This window comes from Blautia wexlerae DSM 19850 (assembly GCF_025148125.1).
GTDB lineage: Bacteria > Bacillota > Clostridia > Lachnospirales > Lachnospiraceae > Blautia_A > Blautia_A wexlerae.
Genome location: NZ_CP102267.1, coordinates 3634751 through 3658077 on the forward strand (window position 1 = coordinate 3634751; position 23327 = coordinate 3658077).

At 42.5% G+C, this 23327-nt stretch carries 22 protein-coding genes; 1 reads left to right on the top strand and 21 read right to left on the bottom strand.

Annotation, left to right across the window (positions count from 1 at the left end; genetic code table 11):
• Nucleotides 1-6 precede the first annotated feature (6 nt).
• The 7 genes from NQ550_RS16890 to infC form a co-directional block, all read right to left on the bottom strand.
• Nucleotides 7-765, bottom strand: a complete 759-nt coding sequence (locus NQ550_RS16890; protein WP_025578122.1) for an ABC transporter ATP-binding protein — start codon at nucleotides 763-765, stop codon at nucleotides 7-9.
• 3 nt (nucleotides 766-768) lie between these two features.
• Nucleotides 769-1824, bottom strand: a complete 1056-nt coding sequence (locus NQ550_RS16895; RefSeq protein WP_020993609.1) for a branched-chain amino acid ABC transporter permease — start codon at nucleotides 1822-1824, stop codon at nucleotides 769-771.
• Nucleotides 1825-1834: 10 nt separating this feature from the next.
• The gene (locus NQ550_RS16900; RefSeq protein ID WP_008706530.1) at nucleotides 1835-2722 is read right to left on the bottom strand and encodes a branched-chain amino acid ABC transporter permease; all 888 of its coding nucleotides are present in this window, start codon (nucleotides 2720-2722) and stop codon (nucleotides 1835-1837) included.
• 248 nt (nucleotides 2723-2970) lie between these two features.
• Nucleotides 2971-4125 carry an ABC transporter substrate-binding protein gene (locus NQ550_RS16905; protein ID WP_025578071.1) on the bottom strand — a complete coding sequence of 385 codons (1155 nt, stop codon included), beginning with the start codon at nucleotides 4123-4125 and terminating at the stop codon, nucleotides 2971-2973.
• A gap of 429 nt (nucleotides 4126-4554) precedes the next feature.
• Entirely contained in the window at nucleotides 4555-4911 is a 357-nt protein-coding gene (gene rplT, locus NQ550_RS16910; RefSeq protein ID WP_022380175.1) for a 50S ribosomal protein L20, read from the bottom strand.
• Between the two features lie 47 nt (nucleotides 4912-4958).
• Nucleotides 4959-5156, bottom strand: coding sequence for a 50S ribosomal protein L35 (gene rpmI, locus NQ550_RS16915; protein WP_008706525.1), 198 nt, complete (start codon nucleotides 5154-5156; stop codon nucleotides 4959-4961).
• A gap of 35 nt (nucleotides 5157-5191) precedes the next feature.
• Entirely contained in the window at nucleotides 5192-5686 is a 495-nt protein-coding gene (gene infC, locus NQ550_RS16920) for a translation initiation factor IF-3 (protein ID WP_008706524.1), read from the bottom strand.
• 604 nt (nucleotides 5687-6290) lie between these two features.
• Here infC and NQ550_RS16925 point away from each other — a divergent pair.
• A complete protein-coding gene (locus tag NQ550_RS16925) occupies nucleotides 6291-6620 on the top strand; it encodes a DUF1540 domain-containing protein (RefSeq protein WP_008706523.1) in 330 nt (109 codons plus the stop codon).
• 146 nt (nucleotides 6621-6766) lie between these two features.
• Here the strand turns inward: NQ550_RS16925 and ftsZ are convergent, their stop codons facing one another.
• From ftsZ to NQ550_RS16995, 14 genes are all read right to left on the bottom strand, one after another.
• Nucleotides 6767-7945 carry a cell division protein FtsZ gene (ftsZ, locus tag NQ550_RS16930; RefSeq protein ID WP_008706522.1) on the bottom strand — a complete coding sequence of 393 codons (1179 nt, stop codon included), beginning with the start codon at nucleotides 7943-7945 and terminating at the stop codon, nucleotides 6767-6769.
• Nucleotides 7946-8162: 217 nt separating this feature from the next.
• The gene (locus NQ550_RS16935; protein ID WP_029676906.1) at nucleotides 8163-9302 is read right to left on the bottom strand and encodes a cell division protein FtsQ/DivIB; all 1140 of its coding nucleotides are present in this window, start codon (nucleotides 9300-9302) and stop codon (nucleotides 8163-8165) included.
• Nucleotides 9303-9321: 19 nt separating this feature from the next.
• Nucleotides 9322-10605, bottom strand: coding sequence for a UDP-N-acetylglucosamine 1-carboxyvinyltransferase (murA, locus tag NQ550_RS16940; RefSeq protein ID WP_025578125.1), 1284 nt, complete (start codon nucleotides 10603-10605; stop codon nucleotides 9322-9324).
• 80 nt (nucleotides 10606-10685) lie between these two features.
• Nucleotides 10686-11783: an FtsW/RodA/SpoVE family cell cycle protein gene (locus NQ550_RS16945; RefSeq protein WP_025578127.1), complete on the bottom strand. Its 1098-nt coding sequence runs from the start codon at nucleotides 11781-11783 to the stop codon at nucleotides 10686-10688.
• An 86-nt stretch (nucleotides 11784-11869) separates the two neighbouring features.
• The gene (gene murD / locus NQ550_RS16950; RefSeq protein WP_022380471.1) at nucleotides 11870-13225 is read right to left on the bottom strand and encodes a UDP-N-acetylmuramoyl-L-alanine--D-glutamate ligase; all 1356 of its coding nucleotides are present in this window, start codon (nucleotides 13223-13225) and stop codon (nucleotides 11870-11872) included.
• A gap of 54 nt (nucleotides 13226-13279) precedes the next feature.
• Complete coding sequence (gene mraY / locus NQ550_RS16955; RefSeq protein WP_025578129.1) at nucleotides 13280-14236, bottom strand: phospho-N-acetylmuramoyl-pentapeptide-transferase; 957 nt, start codon at nucleotides 14234-14236, stop codon at nucleotides 13280-13282.
• Nucleotides 14237-14344: 108 nt separating this feature from the next.
• Entirely contained in the window at nucleotides 14345-16180 is a 1836-nt protein-coding gene (locus tag NQ550_RS16960; protein ID WP_025578130.1) for a peptidoglycan D,D-transpeptidase FtsI family protein, read from the bottom strand.
• Between the two features lie 69 nt (nucleotides 16181-16249).
• On the bottom strand, nucleotides 16250-18433 hold the full coding sequence (locus NQ550_RS16965) for a peptidoglycan D,D-transpeptidase FtsI family protein (RefSeq protein WP_008706513.1): 2184 nt from the start codon (nucleotides 18431-18433) through the stop codon (nucleotides 16250-16252).
• A 65-nt stretch (nucleotides 18434-18498) separates the two neighbouring features.
• Nucleotides 18499-19077 (bottom strand): FtsB/FtsL family cell division protein, encoded by a 579-nt coding sequence (locus NQ550_RS16970; protein ID WP_020993617.1) that lies wholly within the window; start codon nucleotides 19075-19077, stop codon nucleotides 18499-18501.
• A 15-nt stretch (nucleotides 19078-19092) separates the two neighbouring features.
• Nucleotides 19093-20028, bottom strand: a complete 936-nt coding sequence (gene rsmH, locus NQ550_RS16975) for a 16S rRNA (cytosine(1402)-N(4))-methyltransferase RsmH (protein WP_008706511.1) — start codon at nucleotides 20026-20028, stop codon at nucleotides 19093-19095.
• 50 nt (nucleotides 20029-20078) lie between these two features.
• The gene (gene mraZ, locus NQ550_RS16980) at nucleotides 20079-20510 is read right to left on the bottom strand and encodes a division/cell wall cluster transcriptional repressor MraZ (protein WP_025578132.1); all 432 of its coding nucleotides are present in this window, start codon (nucleotides 20508-20510) and stop codon (nucleotides 20079-20081) included.
• A 293-nt stretch (nucleotides 20511-20803) separates the two neighbouring features.
• On the bottom strand, nucleotides 20804-21826 hold the full coding sequence (gene lgt, locus NQ550_RS16985) for a prolipoprotein diacylglyceryl transferase (RefSeq protein WP_242833552.1): 1023 nt from the start codon (nucleotides 21824-21826) through the stop codon (nucleotides 20804-20806).
• Between the two features lie 20 nt (nucleotides 21827-21846).
• Nucleotides 21847-22944, bottom strand: a complete 1098-nt coding sequence (ychF, locus tag NQ550_RS16990; RefSeq protein ID WP_008706507.1) for a redox-regulated ATPase YchF — start codon at nucleotides 22942-22944, stop codon at nucleotides 21847-21849.
• 138 nt (nucleotides 22945-23082) lie between these two features.
• A complete protein-coding gene (locus NQ550_RS16995; protein ID WP_172730318.1) occupies nucleotides 23083-23256 on the bottom strand; it encodes a hypothetical protein in 174 nt (57 codons plus the stop codon).
• Nucleotides 23257-23327 lie beyond the last annotated feature (71 nt).

Here is a 23327-nt window from a genome sequence, read left to right on the forward strand (position 1 = left end):
CTCCTCCTATTCTCCAAGATATGCCTTGATAACTTCCGGATCATGGAGCACATCTGAAGTCTTGCCCTGTCTCAGAACATGACCGAAGTTCAGTACAGTCAGCTCCTCACAGATACCTGAAACCAGCTTCATATCATGCTCGATCAGAAGAATGGTCATATCAAAGTTATCACGAACAAAACGAATGGTATCCATCAGTTCCTCAGTTTCATTGGGGTTCATACCTGCAGCCGGCTCATCCAGAAGAAGAAGCTTCGGCTTTGTTGCCAGTGCTCTGGCAATCTCCAGCTTTCTCTGTTTACCATAAGGAAGGTTGGATGCAAGGATATCTGCCTCTTTGTCCAGATCAAACACTTTAAGAAGCTTCATTGCTTCCTCATTCATGGTTTTCTCAACCTTAAAGTATTTCGGAGTATGTACAATACTTGTAAAAAGGCTGTATTTATCATGATTGTGAAGTCCTGCCTTTACATTGTCCAGCACACTCATCTGATGGAACAGACGGATATTCTGGAATGTTCTGGCGATTCCCGCCTTGTTGATATCAATGGTACTCTTTCCAGTGATATCCTGTCCGTCCAGATTGATGATTCCCTCGTCCGGCTTATACACACCTGTAAGAAGGTTAAAGATTGTAGTCTTACCGGCACCATTCGGACCGATCAGACCATAAAGCTGTCCTTTCTCGATGGAGACATGGAAATCATCCACTGCATGAAGACCGCCGAATGAAATATTTAAATGATTTACTTCCAGCAATGCCATAGCTTATGCCTCCTTTTTCTTAAATTTACTGAAAAGACGCTCTCTCATCTCGATTGCCTTAGGTGCCCAGTTGATCAGCATCATTACGATCAGCACGATTGCATAGAACAGCATACGGTAATCACTGAGTCCACGCAGAAGCTCAGGAAGAAGGTTCAGAATCACTGCCGCAATAATAGAACCACGCATATTTCCAATTCCACCGAGAACTACGAATACCAGGAACATGATAGACATGTTATAACCGAAGTTCTTCGGAAGTGCTGTTAAAGTTGCAAGATTATGAGCATAAAGCACACCGCCGATACCGGCTAATGCTGCTGAGATTGCAAATGCTTTCAGTTTATACTTTGTGATATCAATACCAATTGATTCCGCTGCAATACGGTTATCACGGATTGCCATGATCGCACGTCCGTCTCTGGAATTGATCAGGTTCAGAACTACGAATAAAGTAACCAGAATCAGAATCACACCTATAGTAAAGGTTGACTGTCTCGGTGTACCTGTGATACCCATGGCACCACTGATGATCATTTTTCCACCAGGCTCCATTCCAAGAGACATCTGGTCTTTCATGGAAAAATGGATTCCGTTGCTGTCAATTCCTACATAAAGCACATTGATGATATTCTTAATGATCTCACCAAATGCCAGTGTTACGATAGCAAGGTAGTCACCTTTCAGACGAAGTACAGGAATACCGATCAGGAATCCAAAGATACCTGCACATACAGCTCCGATGATCAGAGCAACGAAGAAACGAAGTCCTGCATTTGTAAATGTATCCATAGTTGCCTTTGTAAATGCTGCACTGGTGAAAGCACCGATACACATAAATCCGGCATGTCCAAGACTTAACTCACCCAGAATACCAACCGTCAGGTTCAGGGAAAGAGCCAGGATAATATATACACAAAGAGGCACCAGAAGACCCTGCATCAGGTTGGAAAGCAGATTCCCTGCTATCATTCCCTGTACGATCAGATATGCTGCAAGAACCATTCCGTATGTAATGAGATTGCTTTTTGTTGTTTTGTTTAATTTCTTCTTTTCCATGTCTGCCACCTCACACTTTCTCCTGAATGTTCTTACCAAGAATACCGGTAGGTTTCACAACCAGAACTACGATCAGAACACCGAATACAATGGCATCAGCCATCTGTGAAGAGATATAAGCTTTACCAAAAATCTCCAGGATACCCAGAACAACACCTCCGATAAAGGCTCCCGGGATAGATCCGATACCGCCAAATACAGCTGCAACGAATGCTTTGATACCAGGCATAGCACCTGTATATGGTGTCAAAGACGGGTATGCAGAGCAGAGAAGCACACCTGCGATTGCTGCAAGTCCGGAACCGATTGCAAAAGTAATGGAGATTGTTTTGTTTACGTTAATACCCATTAACTGGGCAGCGCCTTTATCCTCAGATACGGCAAGCATTGCCTGCCCTGTTTTTGTCTTGCTGATAAAGAGCATCAGACCTGCCATGATCAGGATACCACCGATAATGGTTACGATGGTTACACCAGTGATCACGATAGAACCACCTGCAAGTTTCAGGGATGGAAGACTGATCACGTTACTGAATGATTTGGTATCTGCTCCCCAGATCAGAAGGGCCACGTTCTGAAGCAGGTAGCTGACACCAATTGCTGTGATCAGAACAGCCAGAGGTGAAGCTGCATTACGCAGTGGTCGATACGCAACGCCTTCGATCACAACGCCCATGAGTGTACAGATGATAATGGACAGCAGGATGGCTAAAATCGGATTTAATCCCATGCCGCTGACTGCGACATAAACTACATAAGAGCCGACCATGATAACATCTCCATGAGCGAAGTTCAGCATTTTAGCGATTCCGTATACCATGGTATAACCAAGGGCGATGATCGCATATACACTTCCGAGGCTGATACCACTGATAAGATATGATATAAAACTACTCATAGAAGTCTTTCCTTTCTTATATTTAAATAATTTTATTGTGTGTAAAACTGGCAGATTTGCCTTTAGCGAAATCTGTCTTGTTTATTTTGCCAAAAGTAAATCTGTCATTAACGCATTAATGTAATAACGTATTAGGCAACAGGGCTGTCTGCATAATTCAGACAGCCCCGTTGGCATGCAACCATTGTCCACTCCAGGAACAATCGCATTTTATTTCTTATGAAATCTTTTCAGTTATTTCAATTTCATTATTCCATTGCTGCGTAAGCACCATCTTTGATTTCTACAGCTTTCGGAGCTTTGTTCGGCTCACCGTCTTCTGTCCATGTGATCTCGTCACCTGTAACACCTTCAAGTGTGATCTCGGTCATGCCTTTTTCAAGTGCTGCACAGATATCTGCAACATCCATGTCTGCTTTTACATCTTCTTTTTCTGCTGCTGCTTTGACTGCGTATACTGCATCATAAGCATCTGCTGCGAACTGGTTTGGTGTGTCTTTGTAAGCATCTTTGTATGCTTTTACAAAGTTCTGGGTTTTCTCATCTGTAGAATCTGCTGCAAATGGTGTAAGAAGCATCAGCCCCTCTGCAAGAGATGTATCAAAGTTTTCTACACCAAGGATACCGTCCATACCGTCGCATCCGAAGAATTTAGTTTCAAATCCCATGCTGTCTGCCTGTGCAAGGATCAGGGAAGCTTCTGTATAATAAATCGGAAGGAATACTAATTCAGCACCACCGTCTTTTGCTTTCTGAAGCTGTACGGAGAAGTCTTTATTGTTATCAGCAGTAAATGCTTCGGAAGATACGATTTCAATACCCTGATTAGCTGCTTCTGCTGTGAAGTTCTGTGTGATACCTGATGAATATACATCAGAGCTATCGTAGATAATAGCTACTTTTGTAGCAAGTTTATGCTCTCCAATGTACTGAGCTGCTGCAGTACCCTGGTTCGGGTCAGAGAAGCATACACGGAATACGTTCGGATTAGCAACACACTCTGTTGCAGATCCGGATGGAGTAAGCTGGAACATATTGTCTGCTGCTGTTTCATTTGCTACAGCTACACAAGGTGTGGAAGTAACTGTACCAACCAGGACGTTCATTCCCCAGTCTTTTAATGCGTTGTAAGCGTTCAGGGTTTTCTCAGCATCGTTTTCATCATCTTCAAATTTGAACTCTACCTGATATCCGTTGATTCCGCCGTCTTCGTTTACTTCATTGATTGCAAGCTCTGTTGCATTCTTTACAGCCTGTCCATAGATTGCTGCTGCTCCGGTTACAGGTCCGATTCCACCGATCTTAAATGTAGCATCGTCTGCAAATACAGATACAGGTGCAACTGTTGACATTACCATTGCTGCTGCCGCAGTAACACTGATGATTTTTTTCAGGTTTTTCATAATAAATCCTCCTTATATTTTGTCAGTCCTTTCGTCCCTCTTACGGCTCATAAGATTAGCTTCCGTTACCATTCATTCCACCCGGTATATCATTTTCACCAGATTCCGCAAGTTCATTTATTATGTAGAGGAACTGAAAAGTAACAAAAAGCCAACTGGGTTCCCAGCCGGCTTTGGCTTCCACTGACACTTTAATATGTTGCTGTTTTGAATTATATCACCATATATTTGACCATGCAAGAAAAACTTTATGGAAATTTAAGATTTTTCCGTCTTTCATGGACACTTGACCGTACCGCACACGCAATTTTATCCCATTCATCGAAAAATACATTAAAAAAGGTACACACAGAAACCGTAACAATTTCTATGTGTACCTCAAAATTCTGATTTAATTTATCAAATCTTATGTCTCTCTAAAACCGACAATTATGCAATTGCTTTTTTAGCAATCTCAGCAAGTGCTGTAAATCCTTCTGCATCGTTTACTGCAAGTTCAGCAAGCATCTTTCTGTTGATGTCGATGTTTGCAACTTTCAGTCCGTGCATCAGTTTGCTGTAGGATAATCCGTTCATTCTTGCTGCTGCGTTGATACGAGCGATCCAGAGCTGTCTGAACTGACGTTTTTTCTGCTTTCTTCCTGCATAGGAGCTAGCAAGTGCTCTCATTACAGACTGTTTAGCAACTCTATACTGTTTGGAACGGGCTCCTCTGTAGCCTTTTGCCAGTTTTAATGTACGATTATGTTTTTTCTTTGCGTTTAATCCGCCTTTAATTCTTGCCATTTCTTAAATTTCCTCCTGTTTGTCTATCTTCAATGAATAAATGCTTCTTATAAATATGGTAATGCTTTCTTCATGCTCTTAACATTAGTAGCATCAACAACAGTAGATTTTCTCAGATTTCTTTTTCTTTTCTGAGATTTCTTTGTTAAGATATGGCTCTTATAAGCTTTATTTCTTACTAATTTTCCTGTACCTGTTTTTTTGAAACGCTTTGCTGCTGCTCTGCAAGTTTTAATTTTTGGCATTGTTAATTCCTCCTTAAACTGTATCTCTATTATATTTAACGTTTTTCCGTTAAAAACATGGTCATGCTTCTGCCTTCAACCTTCGGTGCCTTCTCCACTGTTGCCACATCTGCAAGCTGCTTTGCAAAATCATCAAGCACATGTCTGCTGCTTGCCATATGTGCCATTTCTCTTCCGCGGAAACGTAATGTTACCTTTACTCTGTCACCCTTGGAGAGGAACTTTCTGGCGGCGTTGACTTTCGTATTCAGGTCATTGGTATCAATGTTTGGAGAAAGTCGCACTTCTTTGACATCGATGGTCTTCTGCTTCTTCTTGGCTTCTTTTTCTTTTCTTGCAAGCTCATAACGGTATTTACCATAATCGATGATCTTACATACCGGCGGTTTCGCCTGCGGGGCAATTTTTACCAGGTCAAGCCCTGCCTCCTGAGCTTTGAACATTGCTTCTTTCGCGGACATGATTCCAAGCTGTTCTCCGTCCGAACCGATTAAGCGTACCTCTTTGTCTCTGATCTGTTCGTTAATCATTAAATTGCTAATTGTAGTGCACCTCCATACCTGTTAGATAGATTCTAATGACTTCTCGTCGCCCTCATTTACATAAAAAAAGCGTGGACAAAATCCACACTCCGCTATCACACTACTGATATCTTTTCTTCTTAATCTGGGGAACAATCTCCTTATTCCTACCAACCTTAAATATCAGCCTTCTCTGTGCAATATAAACCCAAGCCGCTAAACTAAATGCGCTGAGGTGAGAGTGGAACTCTGCTTTGTTTTCTTACGTACTTGTATAAGATACCATGTTCAGTCTGCTATGTCAAGTACTTTTTACATTTTCTTTATTTTTTTAGATCTCATGTTACTGTTCACACACCACTATTCCGCGAGGTGTTTTGGCATGAATATGCCAAAATCCCGAGACATACAAGCCAAAATTCCATTGCCGCAGGCAATCTGGAATGAATTTTGGCTACGTTACTGTGAACGGAGTGAACAGTAACGATCTCATGTATATTTTCTCTCAAACTGCACATCCTATCTCCGAAACTTATTCAATGTAACTGTTCAGTACTCTTGCACTACAGCAGTATTGAATAGTTATCTCAGATTTTTTCAGGAGGGTAACTCTATGACAATTCTTAAATGTTCAGCAATGACCTGTGTTTACAACAAAGAGCAGCTCTGTTCAAAGGGTGATATTGACGTGACAGGCGAAAATGCTACTTCTGCAAATGAGACAAGCTGCGGCAGTTTCCGAGAGAGAACCGGCAGTTCCATGAAAGACAGCTATACAGATGACTGTGGCTGCGACAAAATCCAGATCGACTGCAAAGCCCATAACTGTACCTATAATGATAACTGCAAATGTACAGCATCCTCCATTCAGGTAGACGGCTCTAATGCACATGCATCTTCCGATACAAGATGTGACACCTTCCAGTGCCATTGTGGCGCATAATATCAACACCATGGCAACAGGATTTTCACCCGTATATCAGGGATAATGAACTTCCCTGATCTGGTCAAAAAAAGAGACATGTCCATCTATATGGAATATGTCTCTTTTGTCTGTCTGTAAATTATTTCACTGCAAAACAGATAATCCTATCTGTTTCTTAAGAAATCCGGAATCTGGATATCCTTCTTCTGAACAGTGCTTGACGGAGTCTTAGATGCTCCAAATGGTGTGGCATTCATAGTTGGAAGGCTGAAGCTAGGCATGTTCATACCGCTTCCTGCTGCAGTTCCGGCTGTTGCTGTACCTGTCGTTGCTGTGGAAGAAGGTCTTCTTGCACCAAAGGAAGAAGCTGTGCTTCTTTTTCCGAAAGGGGTCTGCTGAAGGTTATCATCATTCAGACCTGTTGCAATCACTGTGATTCTGCAGTAGTCAGCAACTGTATCATCATACATGGCACCAAAGATGATGTTTGCTTCCTCACCTGTAAGCTCCTGTACATAGCTTGCGGCATCATTGGCATCCATAAGAGAAATATCTCCGGAAATATTAATGATAACATGTGTAGCACCTTTGATGGTTGTCTCAAGAAGTGGAGAAGATACGGCCTGCTGTACAGCTTCCATAGCTTTGTCGTCTCCTCTTGCTTCACCGATACCGATATGGGCAATTCCCTTGTCTGTCATTACAGTCTGAACGTCTGCAAAGTCAAGGTTAATCAGAGCCGGCAGATTGATCAGGTCTGTAATGCCCTGTACTGCCTGCTGCAGAACTTCATCAGCCTTCTTCAGAGCTTCCGGCATGGTTGTTCTGCGATCTACAACTTCCAGTAATTTATCATTCGGGATAACGATTAATGTATCCACTGCTTTCTTCAGATTCTCAATGCCTGCAAGTGCATTATTCATACGAGTTCTTGCTTCAAAACGGAAAGGTTTTGTAACAACGCCAACTGTAAGGATACCCATTTCTTTCGCTGCTGCTGCGATAACAGGTGCAGCTCCGGTTCCGGTTCCGCCTCCCATACCACAGGTAACGAATACCATATCCGCACCTTCCATTAACTGTTTTACTTCTTCAATGCTCTCCTCTGCTGCTTTCTGTCCAACCTCAGGCTGGGCTCCTGCACCAAGACCTTTGGTAATCTTCTCGCCAATCTGAAGTACAGTTGGAGCTTTGCACAGAGTTAAAGCCTGCTTATCAGTATTAACACCTACAAACTCTACTCCGCCGATGGCCTCTTCCACCATTCTGTTTACTGCATTATTTCCGGCTCCACCTACACCGATCACTATGATCTTGGCAGATGATTCAGCCTCGTTTGACATAATCTCTAACAACGTACTTCCTCCTTTATTTATACCTGATATCCTTTTCAGTGATTTATATCAAAGTTACATATAGATATATCATATATTTTTTTTGAGAATTAATCAACCATTAATTTTGTTTTTTTATACTTTTTTCACTCTTTTTCGGCAATTCCGATAAATATGTTGTATCAGTGTACGGAGCCTTCTCTGATCTCAAAGTTTCCATATACTATCAATATCCCTCAGAATCATCCCCCTGATAATCACTGTTATCTTCTGTATAATCACCATATCCATCTGAATCATCTGAGTTTCCGTCGTCATATGATGAATCACTTTCTCCATCTTCTGAAGTTTCAGAACTCTGGTCATCTGCAAAGCTTTCATCTCCTGAACCATCTCCCGACTCATCAGATGCCGCATCCAGAGATTCCTGTGTAGGCTTCGGTCCCACATAATTACCGGATTCGTCATACTCACCTGCTCCGGTATAATCCCCTTCCTCATCATAACCGCCATTCCAGTTCTCAATTGCTTCCTCAAGAGCAGTCTTCGGTTTTGCACCTACATAATTACCATCCTCGTCATACTCGCCGTCTCCGGTATAATTGCCATCTTCATCATAACCGCCATTCCAATTCTCAGCAGTAACTTCTTCCTGTTCCAGTTCTTCTTCAAAGGTATTGGACTCCGTAGCCACACTCTCCATATGAAGAATACCTTTTTTTCCCTGAATTTTGGGCAGAATCGCTATCACTCGGTTCATCTTCTCTTCCAGATCAGCATCTTTTCCAAGCTGAACAGTTATATCCCCATAGATGAGGCTGATAGAATAGCTGCTGTCAAACTGGATATGATCGGGGATCATATCATTTTTCTGAAAGATTGTAGACAATGCTACAGCTGTATTCAGTACAGTATCTCCTTTAATATCCAGTTTCTCATCCATCACGATGCTGTTCACCTGAATTCCGTCAAAATACGGAACCGTCTCATCTCTGTTCTGAGAACCCTCCACAAAAATGCCATTTCTGTCAAAATAAATGTAACTGTCAAGATATCGGATGCATCCGACTGTTTTTTTCTCTTTTACGCTGATACAGATGGTATTTCGGTTCAGCTGGGTAACTTTAAATGCATCTACATATGCAATGTCCTCTGTATTTGTAGTGCTGTAGAGCAGTGGTGCAAGGACCGAATTGGAAGCCATCGGTCCCCGAAGCACCATATTCTTTACTTCTTCATCTGTATAATGGGAAGTTCCCCTCACCTCAACAGTATCTACTTTATAATAGGAAAAAAATACTATCACAGCGACCATAACTCCGGCGCCTATCATACCTGCCAGCATCTTCTTCGTCCTTTTGCTCATAGGAGGTCTTTTCCCATAATTACTTTCTCTCATAAATCCTCAAATCCTCTGTCCCCGGCTGCCATATTCTGCAGCCCAAAGTCCGTAAATCTTCACAGATATGCTCATAGCCCCTGCTGATAAACCCGGCTCCTGTAACACAGGTTTCTCCCTCTGCCATAAGTGCGGCAATGAGCAGGGCTGCACCACCTCTGAGATCTCCTGCCTGTACTTGTGTTCCCTTAAGAGTTTTTCCCCCTCTTATGATTGCCTGGTTTCCGCTTACGGAAATATCTGCGCCCATTTTTTTCATCTGAAAAGCACTGCCAAATCTCCGGTCAAAAATATTTTCCCGTATGGTACTCTGTCCCTGCGCACCTGTCAGTACTGCCATCAACGGAGCCTGCAGATCTGTGGGAAAACCCGGATAAATTTCTGTTTCTACTAAAACAGCCGGTCTGACAGCATTCTTTCCATTGACCTCTAGTGTACCACCATTTACTTGATATTGTCCACCTATTTTCCGATATACTTCCATAAACGACTGCAACTCCTCCACAGGTACATCATGAAGAATAATCTTACTTCTTGCTGCCGCAGCCGCACACAGATAGGTACCTGCAACAATACGATCCGGAGGAATACGGTAGTCTCCGCCTTTCAGTTCATCCACTCCTCTGATCGTAATTTCACCGGTTTCTTCTCCTTCTATCAGTGCTCCCATTGTTTTCAGATATCTGCAGAGCCAGAAAACCTCCGGTTCTTTCGCACAATTATAAAGATGTGTTACACCTTTTGCAAGAACTGCTGCCAGTATTGCCTGTTGAGCAGCTCCCACACTCGATTTCGGAAACACAATATCCTGCCCTTCAAATCTGACACATTCTCCATCCAGGCCTGATACATTTTCCCGGACATCCGCGCCAAGTGCTCTCAGTGCCATAAGATGGAAATCTATTGGTCTTTTCCCGATCGTACATCCGCCCGGATACCCTATCCTGCATTTTCTGTTTCTTGCAAGCACCGCACCTGCCAGAATGATCGAAGAACGCATTCTGCCTGTATAGACTGCAGGAATTTCTGTTCCGTCTGCGCAGGAACAATCCAGATAAAGATCGTGATCGTCCCACCAGGTCACTGCACCAAGACTTTTCAAAATCTCTTCCATACAAAAAACATCTGAAATTCTGGGACATCCCCTCAGAATGCTTAGTCCTCTGTGCATCAGAGATGCGGCTATCATTGGAAGTGCTGCATTTTTAGATCCCTGTATAAAAATCTCCCCGCTGAGAGATGCTTTACCTGTCACATGGATTTCATCCAACCTTTTGCTCCCAAAGAGTCTCTTACTTTACAGTTTATGGCTTTTTCTATTATATGTTACGCCATTCTGAAACCTGTAATTCAATTTATCCTGTCACATTTCCCAACATTCATCGCAAGTCCCATTTCCCCAAGAAGAAACACTGCCGAAGTTCCTCCATAGCTGATAAAAGGCAGCGTAATGCCTGTATTGGGGATTGTATTGGTCACCACTGCAATATTCAAAATAACCTGAAGAGCCAGATGCCCCATAATTCCACAACAGATAAGAGCTCCGGCCAAATCTTTTGCATGCATGGCAGCCACACCCAGCCGCCACAGAAGCATTGTAAACAGAAAAATCAGAAAGATAGCTCCGGCTGCTCCCATTTCCTCACATATAATCGAAAAAATCATATCATTCTGCGCTTCCGGAACAAATCCAAGTTTCTGCAGACTGTTTCCAAATCCTCTGCCGAATATTCCGCCGCTACCGATGGCATACAATCCCTGGATCGTCTGAAATCCTTTTTCATATTTCTCCGGATTTCTCCAGATTGCAAGACGTTCCAGACGATAACTCTCTGCAGCAAGAAAAACAGCTATGAAACCTGCACCTGCGCTGCCAAGCCCGATAAATTCCAGATATCCCGGATTGGATACAAAAATCAGAATTCCACCGATACCCAGAATAATGATTGCTGTACTCAGATTATTTGAACCTACAAGACCAATGATCGGCAGCAGGGTCAATATTGTCCTGCACATAAATCCAAAGCCCCTGGTTGCTTTTTTTGTACGCTCGATCTGCCATGCAAGAAAAAGGATTACAGCAACTTTCGCAAACTCTGAAGGCTGAAAAGATAAAGGTCCAAGATTCAGCCATCTTTTTGAGCCGTTGATCTCCTGACCTACAAAAAGTACTGCGCCGGACAAAAACATTGAAATCAGATATGCCACCGGTCCCAGCCTCAGAAAAAAATGATAATCAATGGAAGAAACCATATACATCACTCCCATACCCAATGCTGTGGCAAATAACTGTTTCTTAAAATAACAGGCAGAGTCGCCGAAACGTACTCTGCCATTATATTCACTGGAACTGAATAATACTGCCAGGCCAAAAATCACAAGCAGTACTATCAGTACCAGCATCGTCATATCTGTTTTTGATAAATCTGTCGCTCTTTTTCGCGCCATCTGTTTCTCCGCAAAATTATCTATAGCCGGTCACTGCAGCTTCGTCTTTCTCTGCCGGACAGCTATAATTCTTACTTATAGATATTCTACAGATTTCTTACATATTCCTTGAACATATCTCCACGCTGTTCATAGTTATCAAACTGTCCCCAGCTTGCACATGCGGGAGAAAGCAAAACAGCATCTCCAGGCTGTGCTTTCTCCTCACATACCTTTACTGCCTCTTTCAGATCTTCGCAGAGGATGATGTCATGGAAACCATGTTTCTCAGCAGCTTCTTTGATTTTCTCCTTTGTCTGACCGATCAGCACCAAATAACGTACCTTTCCGTCAAATGCCTCAATCCATTCATCATAACCGGACTGTTTATCATAACCGCCGCCGATCAGAAGTGTCGGACGGTTCATTGCCTGGATTCCTTTAATTGCCGCATCCGGGTTAGTTCCTTTGGAATCATTATAATATACAACGCCTTTTTTCTCTGTCACATATTCGATTCTGTGTGCAACAGCTGTAAATTCACAGATGCTCTTACGGATGCTGTCCAAGGATACTCCATCGTAGTAAGCCATTGCAACTGCGGCCATAACGTTCTCAAAATTGTGTTTTCCAAGAAGCTTCAGATCTTCTGTCTTAACTACTTCGATTTCTTTTTCTCCGTCCTTCAGGATGATTTTATTTCCATCCAGATAAATTCCCTCATCCAGTTTACGTCCGCTGGAGAAATATACCACTCGTGGAGTCAGATGTTTTCCAAACTCACGCAGAACCTCATCTTCATAATTCAGCACGCATACATCTTCTGTACCCTGATTCTCAGTGATCAGTTCTTTCACACGTATATACTCTTCCATTGTATGATGACGGTTCAGATGGTCCTCTGTAATATTCAGGATTGCAGATACCTTTGGTGCAAACTCATCAATCGTTTCCAGCTGAAAACTGCTGATTTCTGCAACAGTTACAGAGTTTGGCTTCATCTCCAGTGCTTTGGAAGTATATGGGGTTCCGATATTGCCGACTACAAAAACAGACTCACGTGCATCCTGCATAATTTTTCCAAGAAGTGCTGTTGTAGTAGTTTTTCCGTTTGTTCCTGTGATGGCAAGCACTTCACCGTCACCTACTCTGTATGCCAGTTCCACCTCTCCCCATACCGGAAGCCCCTGCTCATAAAAACTCTTTACAAGTGGAAGATCTGTCGGCACTCCGGGGCTTAAAACTACCAGATCAAGACTGTCCTGTACTTCTTTCGGAAGTTCTCCTGCATATACAGTGACCGGATATGTCCCATCTGTTTTATGTACAACTGCGTCTTTATCTGTTTCGGCATTTCCGTCATAGATAACCGGAAATGCTCCTACCTTTGCCAGAAGGTCAGATGCTCCGATTCCGCTTTTTCCGGAACCGAATACAAGTACCTTTTTTCCCTGTAATTCCATAATAATTTTCCTCCCTTTTATCAGCATAACGCTGAAATCTGCTTAGCCAAAATCTTACAGTGCCAGCAGTGCGACCATACACATAACCGCTGTAATAACTGAGAATACCGCAACTACACGTGTTTCAGACCATCCGCATAACTCAAAATGATGATGGATCGGTGCCATCTTAAAAATACGCTTTCCATGTGTTGCCTTGAAATAAGTTACCTGAATGATAACGGAAAGTACTTCGATCAGATAGATCAGACCCACGATCAGGATAAATAACGGCATCTGCATCACATAAGCCGTACCTGCAACAAAACCACCCAGTGCCAGAGAACCTGTGTCTCCCATAAACACTTTTGCCGGATATACATTAAACAACAGAAATCCCATCAGACCTCCCACAACTGCACCTGTGATCGGCTCGATCCCCGATTTCATTCCAATAGAAACTACTGTAAAAAATACTGCAACGATCAGAGTCACACTGGAAGCAAGACCATCCAGACCATCCGTAAAATTAACTCCATTCACAGTACCGATCACAGCAAAGAAAAGAACCGGAACTGCCAGCCATCCAAGATTCAGGAAATGTCCGCTCCAGAATGGGATTCTCATAGTCAGTGAGATATCTGTATACTTAACAATATAAAATACAAAAATCGCAGTCAGAACTACCTGAAGTAAAAATTTCTGCCATGGCAGCAGTCCGTCTGAGCGTTTCAGCACAACCTTCAGATAATCATCCAGAAATCCGATAATTCCAAATCCAAGAGTCAGGAACAGTACCGGAATGATCTTCGGATAATCCCCTACATAAAATAATGCAGTTATCGCTGTGGCGATCAGAAAGATCACTCCACCCATTGTAGGTGTTCCTGCTTTCTTTAAATGGGACTGTACGCCCTCTGTTCTTTCTGTCTGGCCCATCTTCAGTCTCCGAAGAAAAGGAATGATGACCGGTCCTAATACAACGCTGATTGCAAAAGAAATCAGCACAGGGATTACAACTTGAAATTCCATCTTACACCTCATTCATTCTTTCGTTTTTTCCTGAAAGTTTTTTACTTTCAGATTTCTTTTAGTATAAGGCTTTTTTGCTTATTTATCAACCCTGCCTGCGGAATTTCCCTAATTGCCTTCTGCAGAAAAATCAGAAACATCACTTTTTTCAATTCCAAGATATGGCAGGATATTCTCAAAAATACCACGTATCACAGGTGCAGCTACTGTCCCTCCATAATAGATTCCTTTCGGATCATGAATAATACACAGTCCCAGTATCTGCGGATCTTCTGCAGGTGCAAATCCCAAAAAAGAGGAAATATAACGATTTGCACTTCTTGGCAGTGTCTGAGAAGTGGCAGTTTTCCCACCGATGGCATATCCTTCAATTTTTGCATTTTTTCCGGAGCCCTGAGATACTACTGTTTCCAGGATTTCTCTTATTTCCTTCGAAGTCTCTTCAGAGACAATTCCTTCTTTTACCGGAAAAATCAGTTTCTCACCCTCTGTTCTGTCAGGATTTAACACTGCGACTCCAAAATGCGGTGTCACCCGTCTGCCTCCGTTTATAAGTGAACTTACTGTTGCAGCCAGCTGAACAGGCGTAATCTGAAAAGACTGTCCAAAAGAAACCGTTGCCAGTTCCACTTCTCCCATATTTTTCTTCTGATGCATAATAGTTCCTGCCTCTCCCGGAAGATCTGTCCCGGTTTTATCCAGAAGTCCAAACTGTCTGAAATACTTATAATAACGTTCTACCCCAAGGCGAAGCCCCACCTCTATAAACACAGGGTTACAGGAATTCTGTGCACCTTCCACAAAATTCTGGGATCCATGTCCTGTTCTTTTTGCACAGTGGATTCTGCGATCCTCCACCACTTTATATCCGGGACAATAAAAACGGTCCCCAGGTGAAACAACACCAGCCTCCAGTCCGGCTGCCATGGTGATGATTTTAAATGTAGAGCCCGGTTCATAAGTATCATTCAGACAGGGATTTCTCCACATCTGATTCAGTAATTCCTGCTTTCTTTCTGTATTTGTTTTTCCTGATGCTGTCTGCACTGCCAGTTCACTTTGTTCATTGTGATCTTCCGACGGTATTGTTATCCCGGATTCATTTAACTGCATATTCAGATCATCTGTCAGGGTAAAAGGATCATTCAGGTCAAATTCCGGCACATTGACACATGCATATATTTCGCCGTTCTGTGGATTCATCAGCAGGATAGATACACGTTCTGCCTGCTTTTCCTCCATTACTTTCAAAGCTGACTGCTGCGCAAATTCCTGAATATTTACATCAAGGCTGATCATCAGGCTTTTCCCCTCTATCGGTTTTTCCCTTGTCTCACCCAATTTATCAATTTCCACACCCCTGGCATCTGTTGTTGTCAGGATTTTACCCGGCTGTCCCCTCAGGATTTCTTCATATTTCACTTCCAGACCGATAATTCCCTGATTATCACCTCCCGTAAAGCCAATGACTTTTGAAGCCAGACTTCCACATGGATAGTAACGCTTATAATCCTCATCAACTTTCACCCCTGCCAGACTGCACTCTCTTATCTCATCACCTGTACTTTTTTCCACATTTGTCTTTACTATTTCTATGGAAGAGATTTTCTCCACTCTTTTTCTCACTTCTGCCTCATCTATTTTCAGTTTTTCAGACAGCAGGGCGATTACTTTTTCAGGTTCTTTAATCTGACTGTGGATCACAGAGATTGTACATACCGTCCTGTTTGATGCCAGAACTTTTCCCTTTGCATCCAGAATCTCTCCTCTGGCCGCTTTGATCTCTCTCTCTCTTTCGTGAAGTTCTTTTGCTTTCTTATAATAATAGTCTGATCTGAAACACATAAGATATACCAGTCTTCCGATAAGGCCTGTCATCATTAAAATACAGCAGAGTAATACCACCCATATTTTTCTCTTGTGAAACGTCATATTTTTTTTCATAAAAAAAGCTCCGCAGAGATTGTCATAACAATATATGACCATTCTCTGCGGAGCTATAACTATACGTTTTTATTCCAGACCTGCTTCTTCATTGGTAATACCGTCTGTCTCTTCGTCATTATCCTCAGTCGTCTCAGCTTCATCATCCTCCAGAGGTGCAGGTGCATCAGGATTGGATACTGCATCTCCTGAAGAATCTGCATCCGTACTTCCCGAAGCACTGACAAGATTTGTAGACATCTTATAATTGCCTTCCTCATCCAATATGTGATCTCCATTGGCATCCAGCAGATATCCGTTTTCATCAATCCGGTTTCCATCCCAGTCTATCAGATTGCCATCTGCATCCACCAGATTACCGTCACTGTCAAGTTCACTGTCCGATATGGAAGTACTCTTTAAATGTCCCTTAAACCCTTCCCACAATTCTGTCTCCGGCACTGTTCCATCTTCAGATTCATCCGGCACTACATTCAGATACGGAAGAAGCTCCGAAAGGATTCCCTGTGCAATATACTGCGGATAAGTACTGTTTGCCTGATCCTCTACATTCGGTTCATCTACAACTACATAAATTACCACAGCCGGGTCATCTACAGGAGCAAATCCAATAAAAGAAACCAGATATTTTCCGTTTCCTCGCGGGTATTTCTCCGCTGTACCTGTTTTACCGCCTGAACTGTAACCCTGCACTTTGGAATGACGGCTGGTACCCTGCTGTACACTCAATGCCATATAGCTTCTGATATCACTGGAAATCCTGGAGGAAATCGTCTGCTTCAGAAGTATCGGCGAGATTGTTTTTATAGTTCCACCATTACTGTCAAGAACCTTTGTCACAAGATGCGGCTGATAATAATATCCGCCATTGATAACGGAACTCATCGCATTGATTTCCTGGATCATGGTACAGGTAAAACCCTGTCCAAAAGCAGAACATGCAAGTTCTGTTTCCCCCATACTGTCCTTAGTATGGATAATACCTGCGCCTTCATTCGGCAGGTCAATCCCTGTCCTTGTTCCGAAATTAAACAGACTCTGTGCTTTGATAAACTGAGTAGCTCCCATCTTGGCACCAATCTGCATCATTGCATCATTACAGGAGTTTGCAATTACCTCTCCCAGTGTCTCTGTGCCATGTGCGCTCGGATAAACCGCACACTTGATCATAGTATCTCCAAAAGTCTGCGATCCATCGCATACAAATGTATCTGTTTCCTGTATCGCACCCTTTTCCAATGCAGAAGCCATGACGATCGGCTTTACAACAGATCCCGGCTCATAGGCATCTGTGACGCAGAAATTACTCCACATACCATTCAGAGCCTCCACTGTTTCCACATCATTCATCGCTTTGATTTCATCTTCTGTATATACAGCGGAAAGATCTCTCGGATTATTCAGATCATAACGGTCACCACCATCCATGGCAATAATCTCACCGGTGGACGGATTTTCAACAATGACACCTATATTCTTGGCCCCCATTGCCTCTTTAAATCCATTAACATATTTCTCAACAATCTGCTGTGCACCGATGTCAATGCTGGTCTGAATGCTTTTTCCATTCACCGCAGCAATAATGGTCTGCTCCACATCTGAATCATCATTGATATACCCATACTGTCTTCCGTCTACGCCTGTCAGTGTGCTGTTATAGTACCCTTCCAGTCCGATATCTGCCACATCTCTGTCCAGTGCAAAACCAATTGTATCGCATGCTGTTTCATTAAACGGGTAACTTCTCAGATAATCCTCTTCAAACCAGACGCCTTTGATATTTGCCCGTTCCTTTGCCTGCGCTTTAGTAAGACCGGAATCTTCATCCTCTGCCTTATATTTTTCAAATTCTTTCTTTTTGTCCATAGACAGCTGTTTTGTCAGTACCTGATACTGACTCTGGCTGGTTCTTGAATCGGCCAAAAGAGAACGCACTGTTTCTTCATCAATCCCCAGCACCTCATTTAAGGCACGTATTGTTGGCTCTACATAGTCCTCATCTGAATTTACAGTTTTACAGTCTAGGATCACATTATAAACTTTATTGCTGGTAGCCAGTATATTTCCGTTCTTGTCATAAATATCACCTCTCTTTGCCGGCAGTACCTGGCTCTCATATTTCTGCTGTGCCTGACTTAACACCTGTTTTTTGTATTTGCTTCCACTGGTAGCATTAATATAAGTAATTCTCAGCACTAATATTACCAGAAGCAGTAACACAATTCCAAACAATATCAGCAGCTTTTCTTTCATGTTTTGATTTATTTTTCTCTGTGGTCTTCTTCGACTCTTTCTTCCCGTATTGCTCAATTAATCACCTACTTTGAATCTGGTATATCCTGATACTGTCTTACATAGCTGTTACCCGATGTAGAATAGGTTACTGTCTGATCATCTGACGGATATTTCATCCCCAGTCTTCCCAATGCAGTCTGCTTAATCTTATTCAGATCCACATTTGATGTCACCTGGCTGTAATATGCATCATTGTCTTCTTTTAAATCTGCCAGTTCCTCCTCAAGAGATGCAACTGTACTCATCTTTGCGGTAATCTCTGATTTGTAACGAAGATATTTCACAGAGCAGAATAATATCGCCACACATACAACTGCCAGAAACGCTACAAATCCCCAGTTCATTGCAGTCGCCTTCTGCCTGTTCTTCTGTGCTTCTTTACTCAACTGATGTTTCTGCCTTGGTACCTGCGCAGGACTCGCCTGCACTCTTCGGTTTCGATTGGTCTGCTGCCTTCCCGGATTCTGTCTTCCCGGCTGCCTCTTTCTCTCCGGAACTTCTGCAAGACGTCTGACCGTATTTCCGTCAACATACATTCCTCTGTTTGTTCTGGCACTGGTTCTGCTTCTTCTTGCTGTTTCACTCCTGGTCGTTCTCGCCATTTCATGCCTCTCTAATTATAATACTCTCTCAAAAATCCGAAGCTTTGCACTTTTGGAACGCGGATTCTCTTCCATCTCTGTCTCCCCCGGAAGAATCGGCTTTCTTGTGATCACTTTTCCTTTGGATTTCTTCCCGCATACGCATACAGGAAAATCTGAAGGGCAGGTACACGGATTCTCATTTTTTCTGAAAATCGTCTTTACAATTCTGTCCTCCAGAGAATGAAAAGTGATAATGCAAAGTCTTCCGCCATCATCAAGGATATCGATCATTCCATCCAGAGAATCCCGCAGCACATCGAGCTCTCTGTTAAGCTCAATACGGATTGCCTGAAAAGTTCTCTTGGCCGGATGTCCTGACTTCACCTGCATCTTCATGGGAATGGATTCTCTGATGATCTCTGTCAGTTCTCCGGTGGTTGTGATCGGTTTCACCTGTCTGGCGGCAACAATATGTTTTGCAATATTTTTTGCAAATTTATCTTCACCGTAATCACGAATAATACGGTATAATTCTTTTTCTTCATAGCCATTGACAATATCGCCGGCTGTCTGCGTCTGGCGCTGGTCCATGCGCATATCGAGCGGTGCATCTACCCTGTAGGTAAAACCGCGTTCTTCATTGTCAAGCTGATAGGAAGATACTCCAAGATCAAGGAGAATCCCGTCGACTTTATAGATGCCTCTTGCTGCCAGTTCCTGTACCATGTAACAATAATTGCTGCGAATGATCGTCGCCTGTTTATAGGGGGCTAACCTCTCACTCGCAGCAATTATCGCATCCTGGTCTTGATCTATGCCAATAAATCTCCCCTTGGCAGAAAGTTTCCTGCATACCTCACCGGCATGCCCTGCACCTCCTAAAGTACCATCCACGTAGATTCCGTCCGGTTTGATATCCAAACCTTCAATGGTCTCTTCCAGTAATACAGATTTGTGTTTAAATTCCATCTCCGTCTCCTGTCTGGATTTACTTTGCAAGATACTTCAAACGAGACCTGTCAGATTGTGATTCCCATGTCCTGCATGCTCTCTGCAATGCTGTCCATGTCATCATAATCACAGATCTCATTCCATTTTTCTTTGCTCCAAACTTCAATTCTGTTCAGATTACCTGTCAGAACCACATCTTTCTCCAGACCGGCAAATTTGCGCAGTGTCTGCGGTACAAGGATTCGTCCCTGCCTGTCCAGTTCACATGTAGTTGCTCCAGCTACAAAGAATCGTGAAAAAGTTCTGGCATTTTTATTTGTAAGTGGTAAAGATCTGAGCTTCATTTCAAAGGATTCCCATTCATCCATCGGATAAATGTAAAGACAGCCATCAAGCCCTCTTGTCAGAACAAACTCTTCCCCTAAGAGCTCCCTGAATTTAGAAGGAATGATCAGACGCCCCTTCGCGTCGATCGTGTGGTTATACTCTCCCATGAACATGTTACTCACCTACTCTCGCAAAATCTGAATCTCCCCTTCAGATTTCTCAGGTGGTAATGGACTCTGCCGTTATTCCCCACTCACCACCACTATTCACCACTTTCTACCACTTATGTGCTTATTCTAAACTATTTAGGCTGAAAAAACAAGGGGGAGAAAAAGATTTTTAAAATTTAGAACTCTGTTAACATTTATGAAACAACCTTATTTTTACGAGAAAAATGGGCTTTTATACACAAAAAGTGGGTTGAATTTCCACTTTCAACCCACTTATCTTTCAGATATATGTTTTTTTACTGTTCTTCTTTTGAATTTGTGGGAGAATTTCCCACATCTGGCTTTACCTGTTCATCCATCTCCGGCCGGATTTCCGGTTCCGGTTTCATTTCAGAAGTCTCAGGAAACATCTTTTTTTCTTTCACTGACTCATCCAGAAATCTTTTTCTCCTCTGCCGGCGTATAGTATCTCTTTTCTGTGCCATCACTCTGCGTATGATCACTACAGGCATAAAAACAGCAAATAATATAGCGGAAATTACCAGCGAAATCCCCACTTTTGTCCCCGGAATATAAAGCTTATCTGTTCTGAACCATTCAAAGAAAAACCTTCCCAGACCATAACCTGCCAGATAGATCATAAACAATTCGCCTTCATATTTCTTTTTTCGGCGCATGGCCATCAACAGCAGAAATAACAGCAGACACCACAGACTTTCATAAAGAAAAATCGGCTGAACCTGAATATATGAAATCCCATTTACAGTCAGCAGATTATCTCTCATTGCTCCCGAAACTTCTCCTGACCGCACAGCTGAAACCGGTATCTGCATTGCCCATGGCAGATCTGTATATTCTCCGAAAGACTCTCTGTTAAAAAAGTTACCCCAGCGCCCTATAGCCTGTCCCAGAAGTATTCCGGGACACGCAATATCGGCACTCTGCCAGAATGACGTTTTGGTAATCCTGCAAAATACCGCTGCCGCAAGAAATCCAAAGAGCAGACCACCATATAAAGCGTAACCACCATTTCGAAAGTCCAGTATGGCATTCAGATTTTCTTTATAAAATCCCCATGAAAAAGCCACATAAAATAATCTGGAACCTGCCACTGAAACCAGCAGGGAGATAAGCATCATATCGAGATACCTGTTCTGATCTTCCCCATTTCGTTTCGCTTCAAGTGTCACAAGTCCCATTCCAAGAAGAGCACCCACGGCAATCAGTACTCCATATATGGTGAATTCCATTCCAAATATCTGAAATGAGCGTGGCACATAATCAAAGACCAGGCCAAGTCCCGGAAAACGTATCGACATTTCCATAAATCACCTGTTCATCATACATTGAATCGGAATAAGATCACATCTCCATCCTGTACAACGTATTCTTTACCTTCCATTCTTACAAGACCTTTCTCTCTGGCACCTGCATAGGAACCACAGTCCAGAAGATCCTGATAATTTACAACCTCAGCTTTAATAAATCCTCGCTCAAAATCTGTATGGATCTTACCTGCTGCCTGCGGAGCCTTTGTTCCGATTTTAATCGTCCATGCTCTTGTCTCATCCTCACCTGAAGTAAGGAAACTCATCAGTCCAAGGAGATGATAGCTTGCTTTTACAAGTTTCTCAAGTCCTGATTCTGTCAGTCCCAGATCCTCCAGGAACATTTTCTTCTCATCATCATCCAGTTCAGAGATCTCTTCTTCGATTTCTGCACAGATAACGAAAATCTCACTGTTCTGCTCTGCCGCATATTTGCGCACTGCCTGTACATGGCTGTTGCTTTCACCGTCATCAGCCAGATCTCCTTCTGCTACGTTTGCTGCATAGATCACAGGCTTCCAGGTAAGCAGATTATAAGTAGACATCCAGGCTTCTTCATCTTCATTTTCCATTTCCATAGTGATTGCCATCTTGCCATCTTCCAGATGTGTTTTTACCTTCTGAAGGAAATCAAGCTCCTTGGCAGCCTCTTTGTCCATGCGTGCTGTTTTTGTAACTTTTGCAATTCTTCTCTCAAGGATCTCAAGGTCTGAGAAGATCAGCTCCAGATTAATAGTTTCAATATCACGGATAGGATCAATACTTCCATCTACATGGATAACATTGGAATCTTCAAAGCAGCGGACTACATGAACGATTGCATCTACCTCACGGATATTTGCAAGGAACTGGTTTCCAAGGCCTTCTCCTTTGGATGCTCCCTTTACAAGTCCTGCAATATCTACGAATTCAATTACAGCAGGTGTCACTTTCTTAGAATGATAAAAGTCTCCGAGAAGCTTCAGTCTCTCATCCGGCACTGTAACAACACCTACATTAGGGTCAATGGTACAGAACGGATAATTTGCAGATTCTGCGCCTGCCTTTGTCAATGAATTAAATAATGTACTTTTTCCAACATTGGGTAATCCGACGATTCCTAATTTCATTTTTTATATTTCCTCCTATAAATCCTTTGATTTTATCCCAGTCCAATAGCTAAATCTTTGATTGACCAACATATCAAATGACAATCAAGTGGATATTCACAATCCAAGCTCTTTGCCTTTTAAATCTTTTCCCATATTTCAGCTTCTCTCATCAGAAGTCCTAATACAGTACTTTGTATTATACCATAGCATCTTATCTTTGTGAATATTCATTTTCATCTCATCTTCTGCTAATATTTCCACACTTTTCGAAATGAATTTTTCAAATTCTTCTCTCGCCTTATTTCTATTTCTAATTTTTGTAAAAATCATTTTTATGCCGGCTCAAAAAATGTCCTTACACATATTCAAAAGATGAAGGGCATAAATACAGTCTCTTATAG

Bases quoted from the DNA above. Each gene is read 5' to 3' on its own strand.
- infC (WP_008706524.1), bottom strand. From the start codon at position 5,686: ATGATTAACGAACAGATCAGAGACAAAGAGGTACGCTTAATCGGTTCG.
- ychF (WP_008706507.1), bottom strand. From the start codon at position 22,944: ATGAAATTAGGAATCGTCGGATTACCCAATGTTGGAAAAAGTACATTA.
- NQ550_RS16900 (WP_008706530.1), bottom strand. From the start codon at position 2,722: ATGAGTAGTTTTATATCATATCTTATCAGTGGTATCAGCCTCGGAAGT.
- mraZ (WP_025578132.1), bottom strand. From the start codon at position 20,510: ATGTTCATGGGAGAGTATAACCACACGATCGACGCGAAGGGGCGTCTG.
- NQ550_RS16935 (WP_029676906.1), bottom strand. From the start codon at position 9,302: ATGAGCAAAAGGACGAAGAAGATGCTGGCAGGTATGATAGGCGCCGGA.
- rsmH (WP_008706511.1), bottom strand. From the start codon at position 20,028: ATGGAATTTAAACACAAATCTGTATTACTGGAAGAGACCATTGAAGGT.
- lgt (WP_242833552.1), bottom strand. From the start codon at position 21,826: ATGTCGATACGTTTTCCGGGACTTGGCCTGGTCTTTGATTATGTGCCA.
- rplT (WP_022380175.1), bottom strand. From the start codon at position 4,911: ATGGCAAGAATTAAAGGCGGATTAAACGCAAAGAAAAAACATAATCGT.
- NQ550_RS16945 (WP_025578127.1), bottom strand. From the start codon at position 11,783: ATGGCGCGAAAAAGAGCGACAGATTTATCAAAAACAGATATGACGATG.
- NQ550_RS16965 (WP_008706513.1), bottom strand. From the start codon at position 18,433: ATGAAAGAAAAGCTGCTGATATTGTTTGGAATTGTGTTACTGCTTCTG.
- NQ550_RS16970 (WP_020993617.1), bottom strand. From the start codon at position 19,077: ATGGCGAGAACGACCAGGAGTGAAACAGCAAGAAGAAGCAGAACCAGT.
- NQ550_RS16890 (WP_025578122.1), bottom strand. From the start codon at position 765: ATGGCATTGCTGGAAGTAAATCATTTAAATATTTCATTCGGCGGTCTT.
- rpmI (WP_008706525.1), bottom strand. From the start codon at position 5,156: ATGCCAAAAATTAAAACTTGCAGAGCAGCAGCAAAGCGTTTCAAAAAA.
- NQ550_RS16925 (WP_008706523.1), top strand. From the start codon at position 6,291: ATGACAATTCTTAAATGTTCAGCAATGACCTGTGTTTACAACAAAGAG.
- NQ550_RS16995 (WP_172730318.1), bottom strand. From the start codon at position 23,256: ATGATTTTTACAAAAATTAGAAATAGAAATAAGGCGAGAGAAGAATTT.
- mraY (WP_025578129.1), bottom strand. From the start codon at position 14,236: ATGGAATTTCAAGTTGTAATCCCTGTGCTGATTTCTTTTGCAATCAGC.
- ftsZ (WP_008706522.1), bottom strand. From the start codon at position 7,945: ATGTCAAACGAGGCTGAATCATCTGCCAAGATCATAGTGATCGGTGTA.
- murD (WP_022380471.1), bottom strand. From the start codon at position 13,225: ATGGAATTACAGGGAAAAAAGGTACTTGTATTCGGTTCCGGAAAAAGC.
- NQ550_RS16905 (WP_025578071.1), bottom strand. From the start codon at position 4,125: ATGAAAAACCTGAAAAAAATCATCAGTGTTACTGCGGCAGCAGCAATG.
- NQ550_RS16895 (WP_020993609.1), bottom strand. From the start codon at position 1,824: ATGGAAAAGAAGAAATTAAACAAAACAACAAAAAGCAATCTCATTACA.
- NQ550_RS16960 (WP_025578130.1), bottom strand. From the start codon at position 16,180: ATGAAAAAAAATATGACGTTTCACAAGAGAAAAATATGGGTGGTATTA.